The sequence below is a fragment of the Desulfuromonas sp. AOP6 genome (assembly GCF_009731355.2).
Classification (GTDB): Bacteria; Desulfobacterota; Desulfuromonadia; order Desulfuromonadales; family SZUA-540; genus SZUA-540.
Genome location: NZ_AP022810.1, coordinates 2837594 through 2855255, shown reverse-complemented (window position 1 = coordinate 2855255; position 17662 = coordinate 2837594). Strand labels below are relative to the sequence as shown.

Annotated in this window: 12 protein-coding genes; 4 read left to right on the top strand and 8 right to left on the bottom strand. The window is 59.6% G+C overall.

Annotated elements, in window-relative coordinates:
- The first annotated feature begins 47 nt into the window (after positions 1-47).
- Positions 48-1130: an LbtU family siderophore porin gene (locus AOP6_RS13340; protein ID WP_155877236.1), complete on the top strand. Its 1083-nt coding sequence runs from the start codon at positions 48-50 to the stop codon at positions 1128-1130.
- 98 nt (positions 1131-1228) lie between these two features.
- Here the strand turns inward: AOP6_RS13340 and ppsA are convergent, their stop codons facing one another.
- The 4 genes from ppsA to AOP6_RS13320 all read right to left on the bottom strand — a co-directional run bounded on the left by ppsA (position 1229) and on the right by AOP6_RS13320 (position 6571).
- Positions 1229-3640, bottom strand: a complete 2412-nt coding sequence (gene ppsA / locus AOP6_RS13335) for a phosphoenolpyruvate synthase (RefSeq protein WP_155877235.1) — start codon at positions 3638-3640, stop codon at positions 1229-1231.
- Between the two features lie 167 nt (positions 3641-3807).
- Positions 3808-4335: a Spy/CpxP family protein refolding chaperone gene (locus AOP6_RS13330; RefSeq protein WP_155877234.1), complete on the bottom strand. Its 528-nt coding sequence runs from the start codon at positions 4333-4335 to the stop codon at positions 3808-3810.
- A gap of 150 nt (positions 4336-4485) precedes the next feature.
- Positions 4486-5850 (bottom strand): ATP-binding protein, encoded by a 1365-nt coding sequence (locus AOP6_RS13325; protein ID WP_213194609.1) that lies wholly within the window; start codon positions 5848-5850, stop codon positions 4486-4488.
- Positions 5843-6571, bottom strand: a complete 729-nt coding sequence (locus AOP6_RS13320) for a response regulator transcription factor (RefSeq protein ID WP_155877232.1) — start codon at positions 6569-6571, stop codon at positions 5843-5845. The genes AOP6_RS13325 and AOP6_RS13320 overlap by 8 nt, the downstream gene beginning before the upstream one ends.
- A 355-nt stretch (positions 6572-6926) precedes the next feature.
- Between AOP6_RS13320 and AOP6_RS13315 the strand changes: the two genes are divergently transcribed.
- The 3 genes from AOP6_RS13315 (at position 6927) to AOP6_RS13305 (ending at position 12803) form a co-directional block, all read left to right on the top strand.
- Positions 6927-8363 carry an efflux transporter outer membrane subunit gene (locus AOP6_RS13315; protein ID WP_155877231.1) on the top strand — a complete coding sequence of 479 codons (1437 nt, stop codon included), beginning with the start codon at positions 6927-6929 and terminating at the stop codon, positions 8361-8363.
- 85 nt (positions 8364-8448) lie between these two features.
- Positions 8449-9705 carry an efflux RND transporter periplasmic adaptor subunit gene (locus AOP6_RS13310; RefSeq protein WP_155877230.1) on the top strand — a complete coding sequence of 419 codons (1257 nt, stop codon included), beginning with the start codon at positions 8449-8451 and terminating at the stop codon, positions 9703-9705.
- On the top strand, positions 9702-12803 hold the full coding sequence (locus AOP6_RS13305) for an efflux RND transporter permease subunit (RefSeq protein ID WP_155877229.1): 3102 nt from the start codon (positions 9702-9704) through the stop codon (positions 12801-12803). Before AOP6_RS13310 ends, AOP6_RS13305 begins: the two co-directional genes overlap by 4 nt.
- A 574-nt stretch (positions 12804-13377) precedes the next feature.
- Here AOP6_RS13305 and AOP6_RS13300 read toward each other — a convergent pair.
- The 4 genes from AOP6_RS13300 to dsbI form a co-directional block, all read right to left on the bottom strand.
- A complete protein-coding gene (locus tag AOP6_RS13300) occupies positions 13378-13818 on the bottom strand; it encodes a peptidylprolyl isomerase (protein WP_155877228.1) in 441 nt (146 codons plus the stop codon).
- Positions 13819-14016: 198 nt separating this feature from the next.
- Entirely contained in the window at positions 14017-14913 is an 897-nt protein-coding gene (locus AOP6_RS13295) for a transporter (protein WP_155877227.1), read from the bottom strand.
- 127 nt (positions 14914-15040) lie between these two features.
- On the bottom strand, positions 15041-16894 hold the full coding sequence (locus tag AOP6_RS13290; RefSeq protein WP_155877226.1) for an aryl-sulfate sulfotransferase: 1854 nt from the start codon (positions 16892-16894) through the stop codon (positions 15041-15043).
- Between the two features lie 83 nt (positions 16895-16977).
- Positions 16978-17652 (bottom strand): protein-disulfide oxidoreductase DsbI, encoded by a 675-nt coding sequence (gene dsbI, locus AOP6_RS13285; protein WP_155877225.1) that lies wholly within the window; start codon positions 17650-17652, stop codon positions 16978-16980.
- Between the last annotated feature and the right edge of the window lie 10 nt (positions 17653-17662).

The window sequence follows — 17662 nt, the reverse complement described above, 5'->3', positions numbered from 1 at the left end:
TTGTGACGGCGAATTGCGGATTCTTTTTGAAAAGGATAATCGATGTCATGTCGTTGAAGTCCCTTGGTAGCCTGTTTTTATCTTTTTTGCTCGTATCAACAGCGGCCCATGCCCAGGAGGGCCCCCAGGTCCATGCCTCGCTTGAAGACCGCTTGCAGGCCATAGAGAAAAGCCAGGCGGAAATATACCATACCCTGGCTGAACGTCAGGAGGCGGGCCTGGCCACGCGCATTGCCGACCGTCTTACGCTTTCCGGCTTGATTGAAGTCGAGGCCTTCGCCGAGCGCTTCCGTCCCGAAGGAGAACCGACCGAATCGGGCAGTGATATGATCCTCGCCACCGCCTTTCTCGCTCTCGGGGCCGAAATCGATGACAGCCTGTCGGTGAATGTCTCCTTTCTATACGAACAGGGGGACACCGATCTCGAAGTCGATGAGGCCACTGTCGATTTCACCAGCGGTGTGTGGCGAGCCAAGGCGGGGCAACAGTATCTCCCCTTTGGTGTCTTCAACAGTCATTTCATCAGCGACCCTCTCACACTTGAATTGGGTGAAACACGGGCTACTGCTCTGCTGGCCGGCTATGAAAACGAGCTGTTCTATCTCTCCGGTTTTGTCTTCAACGGAAACGCCGACAGAATTGGCGGCGAGAATCACTTGGAAGACTGGGGACTGAGCCTTGCTCTCTCGCCCACGGAGGGAATCAGCCTGGGTGGCAGTTATCTGGCCGATTTGGCCGATACGGATGCCGAGCTTCTGGGGGAGGACGATAACCTCTGGGGGCGTCGTGTAGCCGCCTGGAGTGCCTTCGCGATTTTGGGAGTCGGCAATTTTGAGCTGGCCGGTGAGTATCTTGGCGGTGTCCGCTCTTTCAGAGGTGGGGTCTATGATGGTCTGCGTCCGGAAACATGGAATGTGGAAGGCATGTACGCCGTGGCGGAAAACATGGAAGTGGCTGTGCGCTATGAAGGCAGCCAGGACTTTTTCGATCAGCCGGAAAATCAGTATGGCAGCTCCGTTTCCTGGAGCCCCCGTGACCAGGTGAGTCTTTCCGTGGAATATCTTCGGGGCACCTTTGACAATGATGACAGGCGTGACCTGGTGACCGCTCAAATCGCCGTCGAGTTCTAGCGCCGGCAACCTGTCGCCCTGGCCGGTGAAATCATTTTTTCCTTCTCGGCCCGACCTGTTGTTTGCAGGTCGGGCTGATTTAATTTGGAAAGGGTAGCTTATGCCGGCCGGCGTGGGCAGATGCCGAGCCGGGCCTCCATTTCGGCGATCTTATGCAGGGCGGCAAGAACGCTGTCGGGGTTGAGAGAGATGGAGTCGATCCCCTCTTCGACCAGAAAGGCAGCGAAATCGGGATAATCGCTGGGGGCCTGGCCGCAGATGCCGATTTTGATGCCGGCCTTTTTGGCTGAGTGGATGGCCTGGGCGATCATGGTTTTGACTGCTTCGTCCCGTTCATCAAAGAGTTCCCGCAGAATGGCCGAGTCGCGGTCGACCCCGAGCACAAGCTGGGTCAGGTCGTTGCTGCCGATGGAGAAACCATCGAAGCGCTCGGCAAACTTCTCCGCCAGCACCACGTTGGCGGGAATTTCCACCATCATGTAGATTTCCAGTCCTCTCTCCCCCTGCACCAGGCCATTGGCGGCCATCACCTCCAGCACCCGGTCGGCCTCTTTGAGAGTGCGGCAGAAGGGGACCATGACGATGACGTTGTCGAGGCCGATACTCTCGCGCACCCGCTTGAGGGCGGCGCATTCGAGGGCGAAACCAGCCTGGTAGCGCTCGCTGTAATAACGCGAAGCGCCGCGGAAACCGAGCATGGGGTTCTCTTCGGCAAACTCGAACTGGCGGCCGCCGATGAGTTCGGCGTATTCGTTGGTCTTGAAGTCGGAGAGGCGCACGATGACCGGCTCGGGATACTGGCTGGCAGCAATGGTGGCGATCCCCTGGCTGAGCTGGTCGACAAAGTACTCGCTCTTGTCATCGTAATGCCGGGTCAGAGCACGGATCTGCTTTTTGGCGGACTTGTCATCCAGTCTGTCAAATTCAACCAGGGCCATGGGATGAACCTGGATGATCGCGTTGATGATGAACTCCATGCGGGCCAGGCCGATGCCCCGGCAGGGGAGGCGCCACCAGCGGAAGGCCGCAGCGGGGCTGGCGATGTTCATCATGAGGCGGGTGCGGGTTTGCGGCAGGTTCTCCAGGTTGAGTTCCGTTTGCTCGAAGTCGAGGCGGCCCTCGTAGATTATACCTACATCCCCTTCAGCACAGCTGAGAGTGACCTCCTGCCCATCTTTGAGATCAGAGGTGCCGGTGTCGGTGCCGACTACGGCGCCGATACCGAGCTCACGGCTGACGATGGCGGCGTGGGAGGTGCGGCCGCCATGATCGGTGATGATGCCGGCGGCCTTTTTCATTACCGGCACCCAGTCCGGATCCGTCATGCCCGTGACCAGAATGTTCCCTTCCTCGAAGCTCTCGATGTCGCTGGCACTCTTGATGACCTGCACCTTGCCGGCGGCGATCATCTCGCCGATGGCCAACCCCCTGAGCAGCACTTCTCCCTTCTCCTTCAAGGTGTAGCGGCGCAGCACGCCTTCTTCCTGACGGGATTGCACCGTCTCCGGCCGGGCCTGCACGATAAAGAGCTCGTTGCTGTCGCCATCCTTGGCCCATTCCATGTCCATGGGACGTTGATAGTGTTTTTCGATGATGACCGCCCAGCGGGCCAGCTGCAGGATCTCCGCGTCGGTCAGCACGAAAGCATGACGTTCTTTCGCGGAGGTCTCGGTGTTGCGGGTGGTGTGCCCGGCGCTGCGGGCGTAGACCATCTTCTTTTCTTTGGAGCCCAGCTTCTTGTGCAGGATGGGCCGCAGGTCTTCCTGGCCGAGCAGAGGCTTGAAGACCAGGTAGTTGTCTGGCGTGACCGCCCCCTGGACAACGTTTTCGCCCAGACCCCAGGCGGCGTCGATGACGACGACGTCAGGAAAGCCGGTCTCGGTGTCGATGGAAAACATCACGCCGGCGCTGGCACGGTCCGCGCGCACCATCTTCTGCACGCCAACGGACAGGGCGATCTGCAGGTGGTCGAAATCCTTGTTTTCACGATAAACGATAGCCCGGTCGGTAAAGAGGGAGGCATAGCAGCGACGGCAGGCGTCGAGGAGTTCCTCCGCACCGGTAATGTTGAGAAAGGTCTCCTGCTGGCCGGCAAAGCTGGCGTCGGGCAGATCTTCGGCGGTGGCGCTGCTGCGAACGGCCACATCGACCTCATCCTCCCCAAGGCGGCGACACAGCTCCCCGTAGGCGTCGCGGATGGCGCCGGCGATCTCCTCGGGCCAGCGGCCCCGGCGGATGAGGGTGCGGATGGCCTCCCCAGCCTGGTGCAGGCTGCGCTTGCCCTGGCGGTAGTCCTGCAGATGCTGCCGGATCTTTTCTTCCAGGTCGTTGGTCGCCAGAAAGCGTCGGTAGGCGGCGGCGGTGGTGGCAAAGCCGTCGGGGACTTGGATCCCCTCCGGCTTGAGAGTGGCGATCATCTCGCCCAGGGAAGCGTTTTTCCCCCCGACCAGGGCGACATCGTCATTGCTCAGATCTTCAAACCAGCGGATGGATTCCTGCTCCGTTGCCATGCGTGTCTCCTTCCCGTGTTAGCGACCCTGTATACCGGGTCTGCTTCCATGTCTAACACCGCTCCCCTGCTTGTCAACCGGCGGAAGAGGATGGCAAGCGCTCAAAAAAAAACGCCCCGCCACCTGATTGAGGGTGACGAGGCGTCGAATGTCGGGGAGAGGACGGCTTAGGAGTTTTGCTGGTCGAAGCCGAAGCCAAATCCGCGATGACCTTTGTTGCAGCGCCGGTCTTTCTTGGAGGCACGCATTTGCTCGGCCTGCTCGCGTTGTTCTTCCGTGAGTACGGCGTTGATCTGGTTCTGTACGCGAGCGCGATGCACGATCATTTCGGTACGGGCATCGGCCTGGCTGGCAGCCAGTTGACGCACGGTGTTCTCATCGAAGGGCTGTGCCTTCATGGCGGCCTGCAGTTGGGCACGTTGCTCACGCTGCTGCTCGCGCAGCGGGGCAATGCGCTCCCGCTCCGCCTCGACGATGGCTTTGATCTGCGCCTGTTGCTCGCTGGTCAGGTTGAGCTTTGCGGCCATGCGGCCTTCAAAGGGACCGTTGCAGGAACCGCGTTTGCCACAGCGTCGCTCTTCCTGATTCGTTTCGGCGGCAGGATTCTGGTCGGCGGCCAGAGCCAGAGTAGGAGCGACGACGAAGCCGCCGAGGGCGGTGGCCAGCAAGGTGAGAGCAATCAGTCTTTTTTTCATGGGAATTCTCCTTGGGTTCAGGGCATTGCCCTTTGAAAGATAGCGAGAGCGGCTGTTTGATTGCCGCCTGTCGATGATTGCACCTTACCCTGTTTAATCTGAAGAGGGGGTAAAGAGAGTCGGCAAAAAGGTTAAGTTTTGTAAGGACGCTTAACCCTCCTCCCCCGCATCCAGGGGGAGCCGAATGGTGACGAGCAGTCCTCCTCCCTGGGCGTTCGCGGCGGTGACCGAGCCGTTGTGGAGGCGCACCGCCCTTTCGGCGATAGCGAGGCCAATGCCGGTGCCGCCGCTCTGACGGTCACGGGCGTCGCTGACTCGATAGAAGGGTTCGAAAATACGGGTGAGGTCTTGCTCTGCCAGGCCGGCGCCGTGGTCGCGGATGGTGATGACGGCGGTATGGACGTCGTCGTCGACTTCCTGCTGAAGATCGATTTCCACCGCCGAGTTTTCGACGGTATGGCGGATGGCGTTGCGCACCACGTTTTCAATGGCGCGTCGCAGGATTTCCGGGTTGCCTGCCGTATGCAGCGGCTGTGTCGCCGTGGCTCTGACGGAGCGGGAATGGCCTCTGGCCTCAAAATCAGCATCGGCGGCAATCTCCAAGACCAGATCCCGCAGGTCGATGGGAACCCGTTCACTCTTAGGAAGGACGCGTTCAGACTGGGTCAGCGCCAGCAGTTGCCCGATGAGTTCGTTAAGCCTTTCCGCCTCGCGACCGATGCGGTCGAGGGGGGATGTGGCCTCCGGGCCGGATTTCTGCCGGACCAGCTCCAGGGCGATGTGGAGGCGGGCCAGCGGTGAACGCAGTTCATGGGAAATGTCGCGCAGCAGCCGTTTCTGCGCATCGACCAGGGTCTCGACGCGTTCGGTCATACGGTCGAAATCGTCGGCAAGATCGGCCAGTTCGTTCTGCCCGGGCACTTCAGCGCGCACCCGCGTCGAAAAGTCGCCCGCGGCGATTTTGCGCGTGGCCAGGCGCAGTTTTTCGATGGGAGCCGTCAGGGAGCGGGCGAGGAGATAACAGATGACCCCGGTGATCAGAAAGGTGGCGAGCAGACGCGGAGCCAGATGATAGGGGTTGAGGAGGCGCTCCAGACGGCTGGGGGGAGCGCTGTGAGCCAGCAGGGTGTAATCGCCGATGTCAGGCAGCGCCACCCAAACCCCCTTTTTCCCAGGCTGCACCTGGATTTCACCCGTCTGGGCGGCTATCAGAGCCAGATTTCGGACGCGCGGCGGCAGCCTTTCGCCGCCGACGCTAATGCCTTCACCCCGCAGCAGGAAGAGTTGCCGCCCGCTCTTTTGGCGCAGTTCGGCGGATTTTGCCAGGAGACCGTTTTGCCCGCCCTGCTCCAGAGCTTCGACCAGTTCCAGGCCAAGGGCGCGGATGGCCTCTCGTTTGCGTTCGACGTCCAGACGAAAGGGATCGCTGGTGAGTGCCATGACGATGCCGAAGGCGCCAACGAGGGTCATGGCCAGCCAGAACCACAGAAAAATTTTGATGAAGAGTTTATGCATCGGCAGATCCTGAGGTCGGCTCGGTGGGTAGGGCATACAGGTAGCCGATGCCGCGCACGGTTTTGATTCTGTCGCCATCGGGGCCCTGGTGGCCGAGCTTTTTGCGCAGACTGCTGATATGGACGTCGATACTGCGGTCGTAAGGTGAGAGCCGGCGCCCGAGGACCTTTTTGACCAGATCTTCGCGGGGAATGATCTGTCCCGCCTGCGCCAGCAGCGCTTCCAGGAGGGAAAACTCGACGGAAGTCAATTCGACGGGGACTCCCCTCAGGGTCGCGGTACGGGCACCCGGATCGAGCTGCACATCGCCGACCGCCAGGGTTTTGGGTGCGGCCACCTCAGGGTCGGCCGCTGGCGGGGCCTGCATCCGTCGCTGGATGGCCCGGATACGAGCCACCAGCTCCCTTGGGTTGAAGGGTTTGGCGAGGTAGTCGTCGGCCCCCATTTCCAGGCCGACGATGCGGTCGACATCGTCGCCACGGGCCGTCAACATGAGGATGGGAATGCGCGATTTCTCCCGGACGCGGCGTAGTACTTCAAAGCCGTTCAGCCCAGGGAGCATGACGTCGAGTACCACCAGGGCATGCTCGCCGGACACGGCCCGACGGGCGCCGCTGTCGCCATCGTGCACGGCCTCGACGGAAAAGCCTTCGGGTTCCAGGTAGTCCGCCAGCAGTTCGCAGAGCTCGATATCGTCGTCAATGACCAGCAGCCGATTCATAAGCCATCCCGTCCAGCGTGTTAACATTTCCGCTATCATAATGCAAAAGCGAGGTCAGGGCTGTAAAGAAGTGTAAAACCCGACTGTGTTCAGGTTTACAAAACTTAACTGGCTTCCTGGTCAAAAATTCTGACATTCTGGTATGGAAGCAGCCTTGGCCACCGGTATTATATGACGGGATACGGGCAAAGAACCGAATCCTACCGGAGTTGTTGCTAAGGGGCATGCCCACAAAAAGTGGACAGGGTCCAAAAATCGTGGCCGTCGCATAGGTCGCTTCGACTTCCTATTTTGCTCTTTTGTCTATATAATCTCAGCTTCTGAGTCGATTGGCTATTTGAGGAGACCACCCCTGTTGCAATGGAATAACGCCATGCGGATAAAACCATCTGTTTTTCTCTGGAAATCCGTGCGCGCCGGCGCCTTGGCGATTCTGCTGCTCGCTGCCGTGATGGTTGTGGCCGGCTGCGCCCCTGTACGTTCTGGCGGACAAGGCGCTGTGGAGTTGCCCCCGGCTTTTACCGCCACGGGGGAAGCAGCGCTACCGGAGATGTGGTGGCACTCCTTCGACGATCCGGCCCTGGACGCGTTCATGACGCGGGCTCTGGCCGGCAATCTCAGTCTGAAAGCCACCTGGGAGCGCCTGCGGCAGGCCGAGGCCCTGCAGCGCAAAGCCGGGGCCGGACTGATTCCTGCCTTGCAGGGAGAGGCCGGCGCTGCCACGACCCGCTATGACAATAACGGCCGCTCCGGCAGCGACCAGACCTACAGCCTGGGCCTCGCCGCCAGTTACGAAGTCGACCTCTGGGGGCGCATCCGCTCTTCCCGTGACGCCGCCCGCTTCGATACCGGCGCCAGCGCCGAGGATCTGCAGGCCGCGGCCCTGACCTTGTCGGCGCAGGTGGCGGCGGGCTGGTATGAGCTGATGGAGAAGTACGGCCAGCTCGACCTGCTCGATGGACAGATGGAGACCAATCGCAAGGTGCTTGAACTGGTCACTTTGCAGTTCCGCACCGGGCAGACGGGCATCGCCGATGTGTTGCAGCAGCGCCAGCTCATCGAAGCCAATGTGGGGGAACGTGCTCAGGTCGCCCTCCAGATACGCGTGCTCGAAAACCGACTACATCTGCTGGCCGGGCTGGCCCCAGGGCAGCTGGCCCTGCCGCAAGCGGCACTGATCTCGCTGCCCGCTCTGCCGGAAACCGGTGTCCCCGCCGCACTGGTCCGCCACCGTCCCGATGTGCGCCGGGCCTGGTTTCAGGTGAGGGCTGCCGATGAGCGCACAGCGGCGGCCGTCAGCGAACGTTTCCCACGCCTGAGCCTTGCCGCCGGGGTCTCAACGACCGCGGAGAGTATCGACGACCTCTTTGACAACTGGCTGGCCTCGCTGGCGGCCAATCTGGTAGCGCCGCTTATCGACGGCGGCCAGCGGCGGGCCGAGGTGGAGCGCAGTCAGGCCCAGGCCCGTGAGCGTCTGCACACTTATGGACAGACTGTTTTGCAGGCGGTGGCCGAGGTCGAGGATGCCCTGAGCGGGGAGGCCCGGCAGCTCGAATACCTGGACAGCGTCGAGCGTCAGCTCGAACTGGCGCGGCAGGCCATCGACCGCGTGCGCGACCGCTACCTCAACGGCGCCGAGGATTACCAGCGGGTCCTCTCCGCCTTACTTTCCTACCAGCAGCTGCAGCGCAGCTATCTGGCTGGTCAGCGTATTCTCATCCAGTACCGTATCGACCTCTGCCGTGCCCTCGGGACGGGGTGGGACATGACAGCATACGCGCCGGAGAGCTGAGGCGGCTTTGCACTTTTTTGACGCATAATAATGCTTGTTACTTATTACAGGTATCTGAGCCTTTACACCAAGACAGGCTGAATCGATGGAAAAAGAGACACCACCCGCACCTGAACGTGACATCTCCTCCGACCGCCCTAAACATCGGGGCTCCCTTCTGCTGCGTTATCTGCTGCCGTTGCTGATCCTGGTCGGAGCCGTGCTGATCGCCTTCTGGCTGATGAAGACCGGTCCCAAAGCCAAACCAAAGCCGAAAGAGCGCCAGGCTACCCTGGTGGAGGTTCAAGCGGTTCAGGTCGGGCCCCAACGCACCCTCATCCATGCCATGGGAACCGTCAAGCCGGCCCGCGAAGTGACGCTCATGCCGCAGGTGAGCGGCGAAATCATCGAGATTGCCCCTCAATTCATGCCGGGAGGCATGCTGGCCAAGGGCGAGCGGCTGTTGCGTATCGATCCTACCGACTATCGCATCGCCGTGGCCCAACTGGAGAGCGAAGTGGCCAGGGTCGAAGCCGAGATTCAGCTGGAGCAGGGACGCCAGATGGTGGCCCGCCGCGAATACGAACTGCTGGGAGAGGACGTCAGCGATGAAGAGAAGGCGCTGATGCTGCGGCAACCGCAGCTCGATACCCTGAAAGCCTCTCTTGACGCGGCCCGCGCCCGTGTGCAAAAGGCCCGTATCGACCTGGAACGAACGACTATTACGACGCCCTTCAACGCTGTGGTGCAGGCGCGCCACGTTAATCTTGGCACCCGGGTTACGCCGGCTACTGCCTTGGTTGAACTGGTGGGAACCGACACCTACTGGGTGGAGCTCTCCGTGCCGGTCAGCCAGTTGCGCTGGCTCCGTCTGCCCGAGACTTCGGGAGAGAAGGGGAGCGCCGTGAAAATCTACGACGAGACGGCCTGGGGAGCAGAGGCCTATCGCGAGGGTCACCTCCTGCGCCTGGCCGCAGCCGTGGAACCGGAAGGTCGCATGGCCCGGCTGCTGGTGGAGGTGGCTGATCCCCTGGCCCGTCAAAAGGCCCACGCCAAAAGCCCACGGATGATGGTCGGCTCCTATGTGCGGGCCGAAATTGCCGGTCACTCGGTCGAGACGGCGGCGAATATTCCCCGCCGTCTGGTCCGTGATGGCGATACGGTGTGGATCATGGATGACGAAGGCCGTTTGGAAATCCGTCCCCTTGATATCCTTTTCCGCGGCCGGGATGAGGTCTTTGTGCCCCAGGGGCTCACAGAGGGCGAACGGCTGGTCGTCACGGATCTGTCGGCCGCGGTGGAGGGGATGCGACTGCGCCTGCGAGAAGACACGATCCCCACCGGCAAGGAAACGTCGCCATGAGCCAGCCTCGGGAACGCAGGCTGCGAGGCCCCATTGCCTGGATGGTGTACAACCGGGTCACGCCCAATCTGCTGATGCTTTTCTTCCTGCTGGGGGGGCTCTTCATGACCTCGCGCATCAAGCAGGAGGTCTTTCCCGAGTTCGACCTCGACCTCGTCACCATCACCGTCGCTTACCCGGGAGCCAGCCCCGAAGAAGTGGAGCAGGGGATTATCCTGGCTGTTGAAGAGGGCGTCCGTGGCATCGACGGCATCAAGGAACTGCAGGCGACGGCCGCCGAAGGAGTCGGCAGCGTGCAGATCGAACTCCTCGAAGATGTGGACCAGCAGCGGGTTTATCAGGATATCAAGCAGGAGGTGGACCGCATCGTCACCTTTCCGGAAGATGCCGAGGAACCTCAGGTTTCCCTGGTCGTGCGGCGCCGGGAGGTGCTCAACATGCAGTTCTACGGCGACGTGAGCGAGGTGGCTCTGCGCGAGACCGTGGAACAGGTGCGGGATCGGCTGCTGCAGAATCCCGGTATAACCCAGGTGGATCTGAGCGGCGCTCGGGATTATGAGATCCTCGTCCACATCTCCCGGGAGAATCTGCGGGCCTATTCCCTCACTCTGGCCGATGTGGCGGCACGGATCAGCGCCGCCTCCATCGAGCTGCCGGGCGGAACCGTGGAGACCTCCGGTGGGGATATCCTGCTCCGCATCAAGGACCGCCGCGACTGGAGCCGCCAATTCAGCGACATCCCCCTGATCACCACGGCCGAAGGGGCCGTGCTGACTCTCGGCGATATCGCGTCAGTGACGGATGGCTTTGAGGACACCGATCGCCGGGCCTTCTTCAATGGGCAACGGAGCATGGGGGTGGACGTCTACCGCGTCGGCAAGCAGACGCCCATCGGCGTCTCCGATGAGGTGCGTACGGCCATGGTGGAGATCGCCACCGACCTGCCCGACGGTATCGACTGGATCATCAATAACGACCGCTCCGACATCTACCGCCAGCGCCTTGAACTTCTACTCAAAAACGCCTTCATCGGGCTCAGCCTGGTGCTGTTCGTCCTCGGCCTTTTTCTTGAGTTCAAACTGGCTTTCTGGGTGACCATGGGCATCCCCATCTCCTTTCTGGGTGGGCTGCTGTTCATGCCGGCGTTGGGGGTCTCCATCAACATGATCTCCCTCTTCGCCTTCATTATCGCCCTGGGGATTGTCGTCGACGACGCCATCGTCGCCGGGGAGAACATCTACGAATACCGGCAGAAGGGGATGGACTTCGTGTCGGCGGCCATCCAGGGGGCGCGGGATGTGGCGGTACCCATCACCTACGCCATCCTCACCAACGTGGTGGCGTTTATGCCCCTCTACTTCGTGCCGGGGGTCATGGGCAAAATCTGGAAAGTCATCCCCCTGGTGGTCATCACCGTCTTCCTCGTTTCCCTCGTCGAGGCCCTGATTATCCTGCCTGCCCATCTGGCCCACACCAGCAGCCGGCCGGCCAGCCCCGTCACCGCCCGACTGCACGAGTGGCAACAGCGTTTCAGTCGGCTGGTGCTGCGTTTTATCGATGGCGTTTACGGTCCTTCCCTCGATTTCTGTCTACGCTGGCGCTCGTTGACTCTGGCCATCGGGCTCGGCACCCTGCTCCTTATCGGCGGCTATGCGCTGAGCGGACGCATCGGCATGATCCTCATGCCGCGGGTCGAGGCCGACCTGGCCCTGGTCACGGCGGTACTGCCCGTCGGCAGCCCGTCGGCGAGGACTGTCGAGGTGCAGAAACGTCTGGTCGAGAGCATGGAAGCGGTGGCGGCTGAAAACGGGAACGACCGCCTGCTTGAAGGCATTCTGGCCGAAATTGACGAAAACCAGGTGGTCGTGCGGGCCTATCTCACCGAACCCGGGGTGCGCCCCATCAATACGGGCCAGGTTACGCGCCTGTGGCGGGAGAAGGTGGGAACGGTTATCGGTCTGGAGTCCCTGCGCTTTGAATCGGACCGAGGCGGTCCTGGTTCGGGGGCGGCTTTGACCGTCGAACTGTCGCACCGGGACATCGACGTTCTCAAGGAGGCCAGTGAGGCTCTCGCCCTGCGGCTGGAAGACTTTTCCAACGTGACCGATGTCGATGACGGCTTCACTCCGGGCAAGAGGCAGTTCGATTTTCGCATCAAGCCGGAAGGGATGAGCCTGGGGCTCACCTCGCGCGAGGTGGCGCGTCAGGTGCGTCATGCCTTCTCTGGTGTCGAGGCGCTGCGGCAGCAGCGGGGGCGCAACGAGGTCACCGTGCGCGTCCGCCTGCCGGAGGAGCAACGCCAGCGGATCTTCGATGTGGAGCATCTGATGATCCGTACTCCGGCTGGAACCTTCGTCCCCCTGATGGACATCGCCGAAGTCGAGCGCGGCCGCGCCTATACGACCATCACGCGCCGCGATGCCCGCCGCACCGTGACCGTGAGCGCCAACGTCGAGCCCCTCGGCGAAACGGGGCAGGTTATGGCGACCCTCAACAGCACCGTGCTGCCGCAACTGGCCCAGGACTTTCCCGGCTTGAGTCTCGGATACGAAGGGCGACAGGCCGATCTCAAGGAAAGCATGCGCAGCCTTGTTTTAGGCTTTGTCATGGCCATGCTCTGCGTCTATTTTCTACTGGCCATCCCTTTTCGCAGCTACATCCAACCGCTCATCGTCATGATCGCCATTCCCTTCGGCATGGTGGGTGCGGTGCTCGGTCATCTGTTCATGGGCTACAACCTCAGCCTCATGAGCATGATGGGGATCGTCGCTCTCTCGGGCGTGGTGGTCAACGACTCGCTGGTTCTCATCGACTACGCCAACCGGCGTCGATTGAAAGAAGGAGAGGACGCCATCACGGCCATTCACGCCGCCGGCAAGCGCCGTTTCCGACCGATCATCCTGACCACCTTGACGACCTTCGGCGGCTTGGCGCCCATGATTTTCGAGACCTCCCGGCAGGCCCGCTTCATGATTCCCATGGCGCTTTCCCTCGGTTTCGGGATTCTCTTCTCCACTGCGGTTATTCTGGTGCTGGTGCCCTGTCTTTATATGATTATTGAGGACAGCAAGAGGCGATTGGCTGGGTTGTTGGGGTGAGGTTGTTTTTTGGTTTTGTGGGTGGGGTGAAAATCTTTTGAACCTTGAACCGTCGGGTTCCGGCCCGACAGCCGGGTTCCTTTTCTTTGGGCGCAAAGAAAAGGAACCAAAAGAAACGCTTTTATTTCTTGTGCCTGGTGGCGCCGCTACGTGGAGGCGGCAGCGCTTTTTAGACGTTGGGTACTCCGTGGCACCTGAAAGCGAAAGGCCTCATTGAGAAACACGTTTCTCAAATGGGTTAATTTGGATGCGCGGTGGATTATCGGGGAGACACTGCGGTGATCAGGTTTTTTAAAGCCGGTTGTGTCGGACAGCTCAGAACAATCATCGCAGGGCCGGCCCAATTTAACCCGTGTGAACGCAGTGAGCCGGGGCCTTTCGCTCTTCCTCAGAACAAAGTCGAAGTCCTCTTGGTTGGCAATGAGCCCCAAACGGATTACAGAGCCACGCAAAAGCAATAAAAAAGCCGCTTTTTGCCTCCTTTTTGTCGGCTTGAACAAAAAGGAGGTCGCCTGCCGGGGCGAGTCCCGGCGGTCTTAAAACCGGGCACTCTAAAAACCCCTCCAACAAAACACTACTTTTTCTTCTGCTTAATCTCCAACATCTCAATATCAAACACCAAATCCTTACCCGCCAGGGGATGATTGGCATCCAGCGTGACATGGGTATCGGTCAGCTCGGTGATCATGACATAAAAGGCCGTGTTGTCATGGCGGGTAATCTCCAGTTGCCCCCCCACCTTCAGCCCCAGATCCTCGGGCAGATCCTTGCGCTCCACCTGCTCCAGCAGTTCCGGTTTGGCATGGCCGTAGCCCTTCTCCGGCGGGATAACCACGGATTTCTTCTCTCCCATGACCATGCCGATAGCCGCCTCCTCAAACCCGGCAATGACCTCATGCTTGCCGATAATGAATTGCAGAGGCTCCTTGTCCGTCGAGGTATCGAACAGGGTGCCATCGGTGAGTTTGCCCGTGTAATGAACCTTGACCGTATCGCCAGCAGCGGCTTTGAACATCGCTAAATCCTTTCTGAAAGAGACTAACGGAAAAAAGGACAGCCCTGAGCTGCCACCGCCCCTTGATACCTTGTTGTGCTCTTCCTGTCAAGGCAGGGGCCATCCCCACGCAAAAGCCGGAACCCCTTCATGGGGGTTCCGGCTGTGTTCTTGTTCTGCCAGTAAGGGAGTGACCCTTGGTTTAACCGACAAATCGGCTCAGAATACTTTCACCAGCTTAAGCTCAAAGCGGTACCCATCGGAAGGACAGGGGCTGTCGTAGTCTCGGTATACGGGCAAGGTGAACAATGCACCCAGCACCGTTCCCGACTGCTGGTGCTTAAAGACCATCTTGGGCCCGACATACCATTCCCTTCTGGCATCATCCTGACTCTGGTCAAAAGTTTCACTTTCACCATTCCACTCAAAGTTCGATTCCGCTCCGATGTCGAAGGACTTGCTGAGGGCATGTGCCCAACCGGTGTAGCAGCGGAAGCGGTCAGGCTTGCGGTAGTTGTCCTCTGCTTCACTGAAGGTGTAATAGTTGAATTCCTGGTCGAAGCGGTTGGCTCCCAGGAAGTACGTCAGGCCGACACCGGCCCCGGCGCCCCAGGCCTGATTCCCGGTGAAATTGTTATTGTCCCGTCCTCCGTCTGCGGTTGGCAGGACGACGCCGAGATCAAAAGCCAGACTGAAGGGATTGCCCTTGCCTTGGTTCATGACCACCTTGTGCAGAACCACGGTGGTATCACCGAGCCAACCATAGTGAGCTGTCTGTCCTCCCGGCAGATCGGCGTCCACATCGTAAATGGGGGTGGCCGTGCGAACGTCCAGTCCCGGGGCGATACCGTAACGGAACTTGATGATGCCTACGTGTTTGGTCAGTTTGACATTGTCGTTTATCTCGTTGTCATTCAAACGTACGCCGTCCGTTTCAGCGAACATGTAGTTAACCACCGCTGCGAATTTGCCGACCGGGAAGCCCGTGCCAGCCGGTCCGAAGGCTGCGCCCACGCAGCCGAATGGTTTAGGGGTGCCTCCATCGGCAAAGGCCTGACTGCATACAGACAAAGCCAACAGCAGGCAAAGGGCCGGTACAAAACGAAAGACCTTCATCTTGCGCTCCTAGATTGAAATAAATCTCGAATATGGAAAACGGAATTAGCTGGAGGGGGGGCGAAAACACCTGTGTGAAAGAAAAACCCCCGGGCAGATCACAGTCTGCCCGGGGGATAACACACCTTTATTTGACGAACGCTTTCTCTACACTGAAGGGCATGGCCTGGTAGCCCGTTGTATCCATGAGCTGGATTTCAACGGAAGGTTCCTTGGCCCCGTACTTGAATTCCATGATGAACGGGTTGGGGTCGGTCAGGAACGCCCCGGTAGCGATGTCGAAATCAGCGCCGGCAACGGCCGAGTAAACAAAGACGGAGTTTTTGTCTGTCTGGTATTCCGTCAGCGAGGTGACGGGGCTGTACCACTCATTGCCGCGTTCCTTGCCGAATTCCCAGATCTGCTCGACCGTCATTTTCTTCTGGTCGATTTTGTAGATAACGGCACGGGAGTACTTCATGCTCGGCAGGGCAGGCTGCTCCATGCCGCGGCTGTCGCCGTTGTCAAAGGCGCTCAGATAAAGAATGTCGCCTTTGGATTTGCTGTCGATTTTAAAGGCCGTATGCTGGGTCCAGGTCCAGTCAAAGCCGCCTTGGTCGTTTTCATAGCCGGGGCACTTGGATCCCGTTTCGCCGCAGGAGATCTTACGGCCTTTGGAATCGACCGGGGTCAGGAGCTTGTCCTGGAATTCTTTCTTCCAGCCTTCCGGGCTGCCTAGAATCCATTTGACCTGCTTGTCGCGACCGACCTTGATCATGGCCGACTGGTGACGGGAGCTGAGGATGATCGAATCGTCTTCGGCGTCATGGTCGACGCTGTTTATGTGAGCCCAGTTCCGGCCCGGTCCGACCCCGACGATGTCGCCGAAGTTGTCATTTTGGTCTTGCTTGGCCAGATCTTCAGCACTCATGGTGTGACCCGCCTGGCTGGCGTCAATATTCAGACATACGGCGCCCTGATCCAGAACCTTCATATTGACGTCGCGATAGGGGTCAAGAATGTCGAAAAGCCGCCACTCGTCCAGCACAGCGCCGCTGCTGGGTTCAACTTCGATAATGACGTCGCGGACGGTGCGGACATTCTTGCCGTCGGGGCGCTTGAGGTTGGAGCTGGCGACCCGCAAAAAGTAATTGCCGTTGGGCGAAAGGTCAAAGGAGTGGGAGAAGTCGTTGTATCCGGCCGGCAGCTCGCGGTTGAATACTTCTTTCCCCAGGATGTCATACTTTACATAGCGCTGGCCGAAACCCCAGGTCATGGCGCCGTCGGCGTTCTGTTTGAATCCCATCATGACGCCGGCGTTGTAGATGGACTTCAGGTCGTAGATGGGATTTGCGTTCATGTACCAGCGGATATCGCCTTTGGTGTCGATGATGAAATTCTGAGGATAATAGTTCCACTCCAAGGCGCCGCCGGTGGGGTTGTTCCAGACCACACGGGTACCCTTGCCAGCCTTATGCATGAAGTTGTTGACAAAGTAGAGCCGGTCACTGAATTCGCTGTCGACTTTTTTGATATTGGCCGAGGAGAAGAAGGCCGCCTTGAGCGTCTTGGTGGCATTTGGCTCTGAATAGACGGGCGCCGCATAAATGGTGTAGCTCTCGTTGACGCGGTCCCATTTGCCACTGTTCAGCTTGGAGTATTCAACTTCGACCGTATTGACGTGATCCGGATAGAGGCCGAAGACCGGGATACCCCCGTGGGTCAGAAGATGCTTGGGGGCGACGTTGTATTTGATTTCCTGGCCGTCTTTTTTTGGGACGATCCGAACTGTGGCATCCTTGATGAGGTAGCCGCCGTTTTTAATGATGGCGGTCAAGGGCGCGATGTCATAGGGGTTGACGATGATTTCGCCAATCTGACCTTGCACCTGATAATCAACTTTTGCGCCGCTGGCGCCACCGATGGCCATGGCTGCACTGGGAGCCATGCTGGCGACAAGGGCCGCCAATAAGACTGCGCCTAATGTCTTCCCGATTTTCATGTTGCCTCCATATCTTTTTTTGAGTAAGAGCCCTTCACCTGCTGCCACCCTTTTGTGGCAGCAGGTAGGGAAAGATAACTGATTTACACTCCTGCTTTTTTGCCGCGGATACTGTGGATGATCCAGGCGGCGGCGCAGATAATCAGCACCAGCAGAATCACACCAAAGGTGATGACGGTGCACTGGGCCATATTCATGAAGTGCGAGGGGGGCCACAGATACCAGCCGTCGCGGTAGAAATCGACCAGCCACTGCTGCATGCTGCTTAAAACGGCCCCGTCTGGAACGATGGGGTTGTCAAAACCGCAGTCACCCGTCGGCTTGAACCACTCGGGGGACCATTCGGCCAGGGGCAGGCCGAAGGGAAAGCTTGGGTCGGTGGAGCAGCCCTGTACCCCGAAAGGATCATCGCTGTGTGCTACATGGTGAATCTTGTTCAGCTTCAGGCTCCAGAGCAGTCCCTTGACGCTGCCATAGATGGCGAAGACGTAGCCGATGACTTTGAGGACAGCGTTTTTGGGGTTAATAGCGGCTACAAAGCCCCCGATAACCATGGCGAAGAAGGCGAAGCGGATGTAGACGCACTGCTCGCAGGGCTTCATGTACAGCCATTTCTGGAAGACCGAGTGGGCCAGGATCACCATGAAGAGACTCATGCCGGCCATCAGCAGCCACAGAAAGCGGCTGTCCTGCCATCGGGCAATCGTCGGGATCGGTTCGGAGCGGAGGTCTTGCCACCACTGTTGAATGAGTTTCACGACAGGCCTC

Bases quoted from the DNA above. Each gene is read 5' to 3' on its own strand.
- AOP6_RS13295 (WP_155877227.1), bottom strand. From the start codon at position 14,913: ATGAAGGTCTTTCGTTTTGTACCGGCCCTTTGCCTGCTGTTGGCTTTG.
- AOP6_RS13340 (WP_155877236.1), top strand. From the start codon at position 48: ATGTCGTTGAAGTCCCTTGGTAGCCTGTTTTTATCTTTTTTGCTCGTA.
- AOP6_RS13300 (WP_155877228.1), bottom strand. From the start codon at position 13,818: ATGTTCAAAGCCGCTGCTGGCGATACGGTCAAGGTTCATTACACGGGC.
- AOP6_RS13330 (WP_155877234.1), bottom strand. From the start codon at position 4,335: ATGAAAAAAAGACTGATTGCTCTCACCTTGCTGGCCACCGCCCTCGGC.
- AOP6_RS13290 (WP_155877226.1), bottom strand. From the start codon at position 16,894: ATGAAAATCGGGAAGACATTAGGCGCAGTCTTATTGGCGGCCCTTGTC.
- AOP6_RS13320 (WP_155877232.1), bottom strand. From the start codon at position 6,571: ATGAATCGGCTGCTGGTCATTGACGACGATATCGAGCTCTGCGAACTG.
- AOP6_RS13325 (WP_213194609.1), bottom strand. From the start codon at position 5,850: ATGCATAAACTCTTCATCAAAATTTTTCTGTGGTTCTGGCTGGCCATG.
- AOP6_RS13310 (WP_155877230.1), top strand. From the start codon at position 8,449: ATGGAAAAAGAGACACCACCCGCACCTGAACGTGACATCTCCTCCGAC.
- AOP6_RS13305 (WP_155877229.1), top strand. From the start codon at position 9,702: ATGAGCCAGCCTCGGGAACGCAGGCTGCGAGGCCCCATTGCCTGGATG.
- ppsA (WP_155877235.1), bottom strand. From the start codon at position 3,640: ATGGCAACGGAGCAGGAATCCATCCGCTGGTTTGAAGATCTGAGCAAT.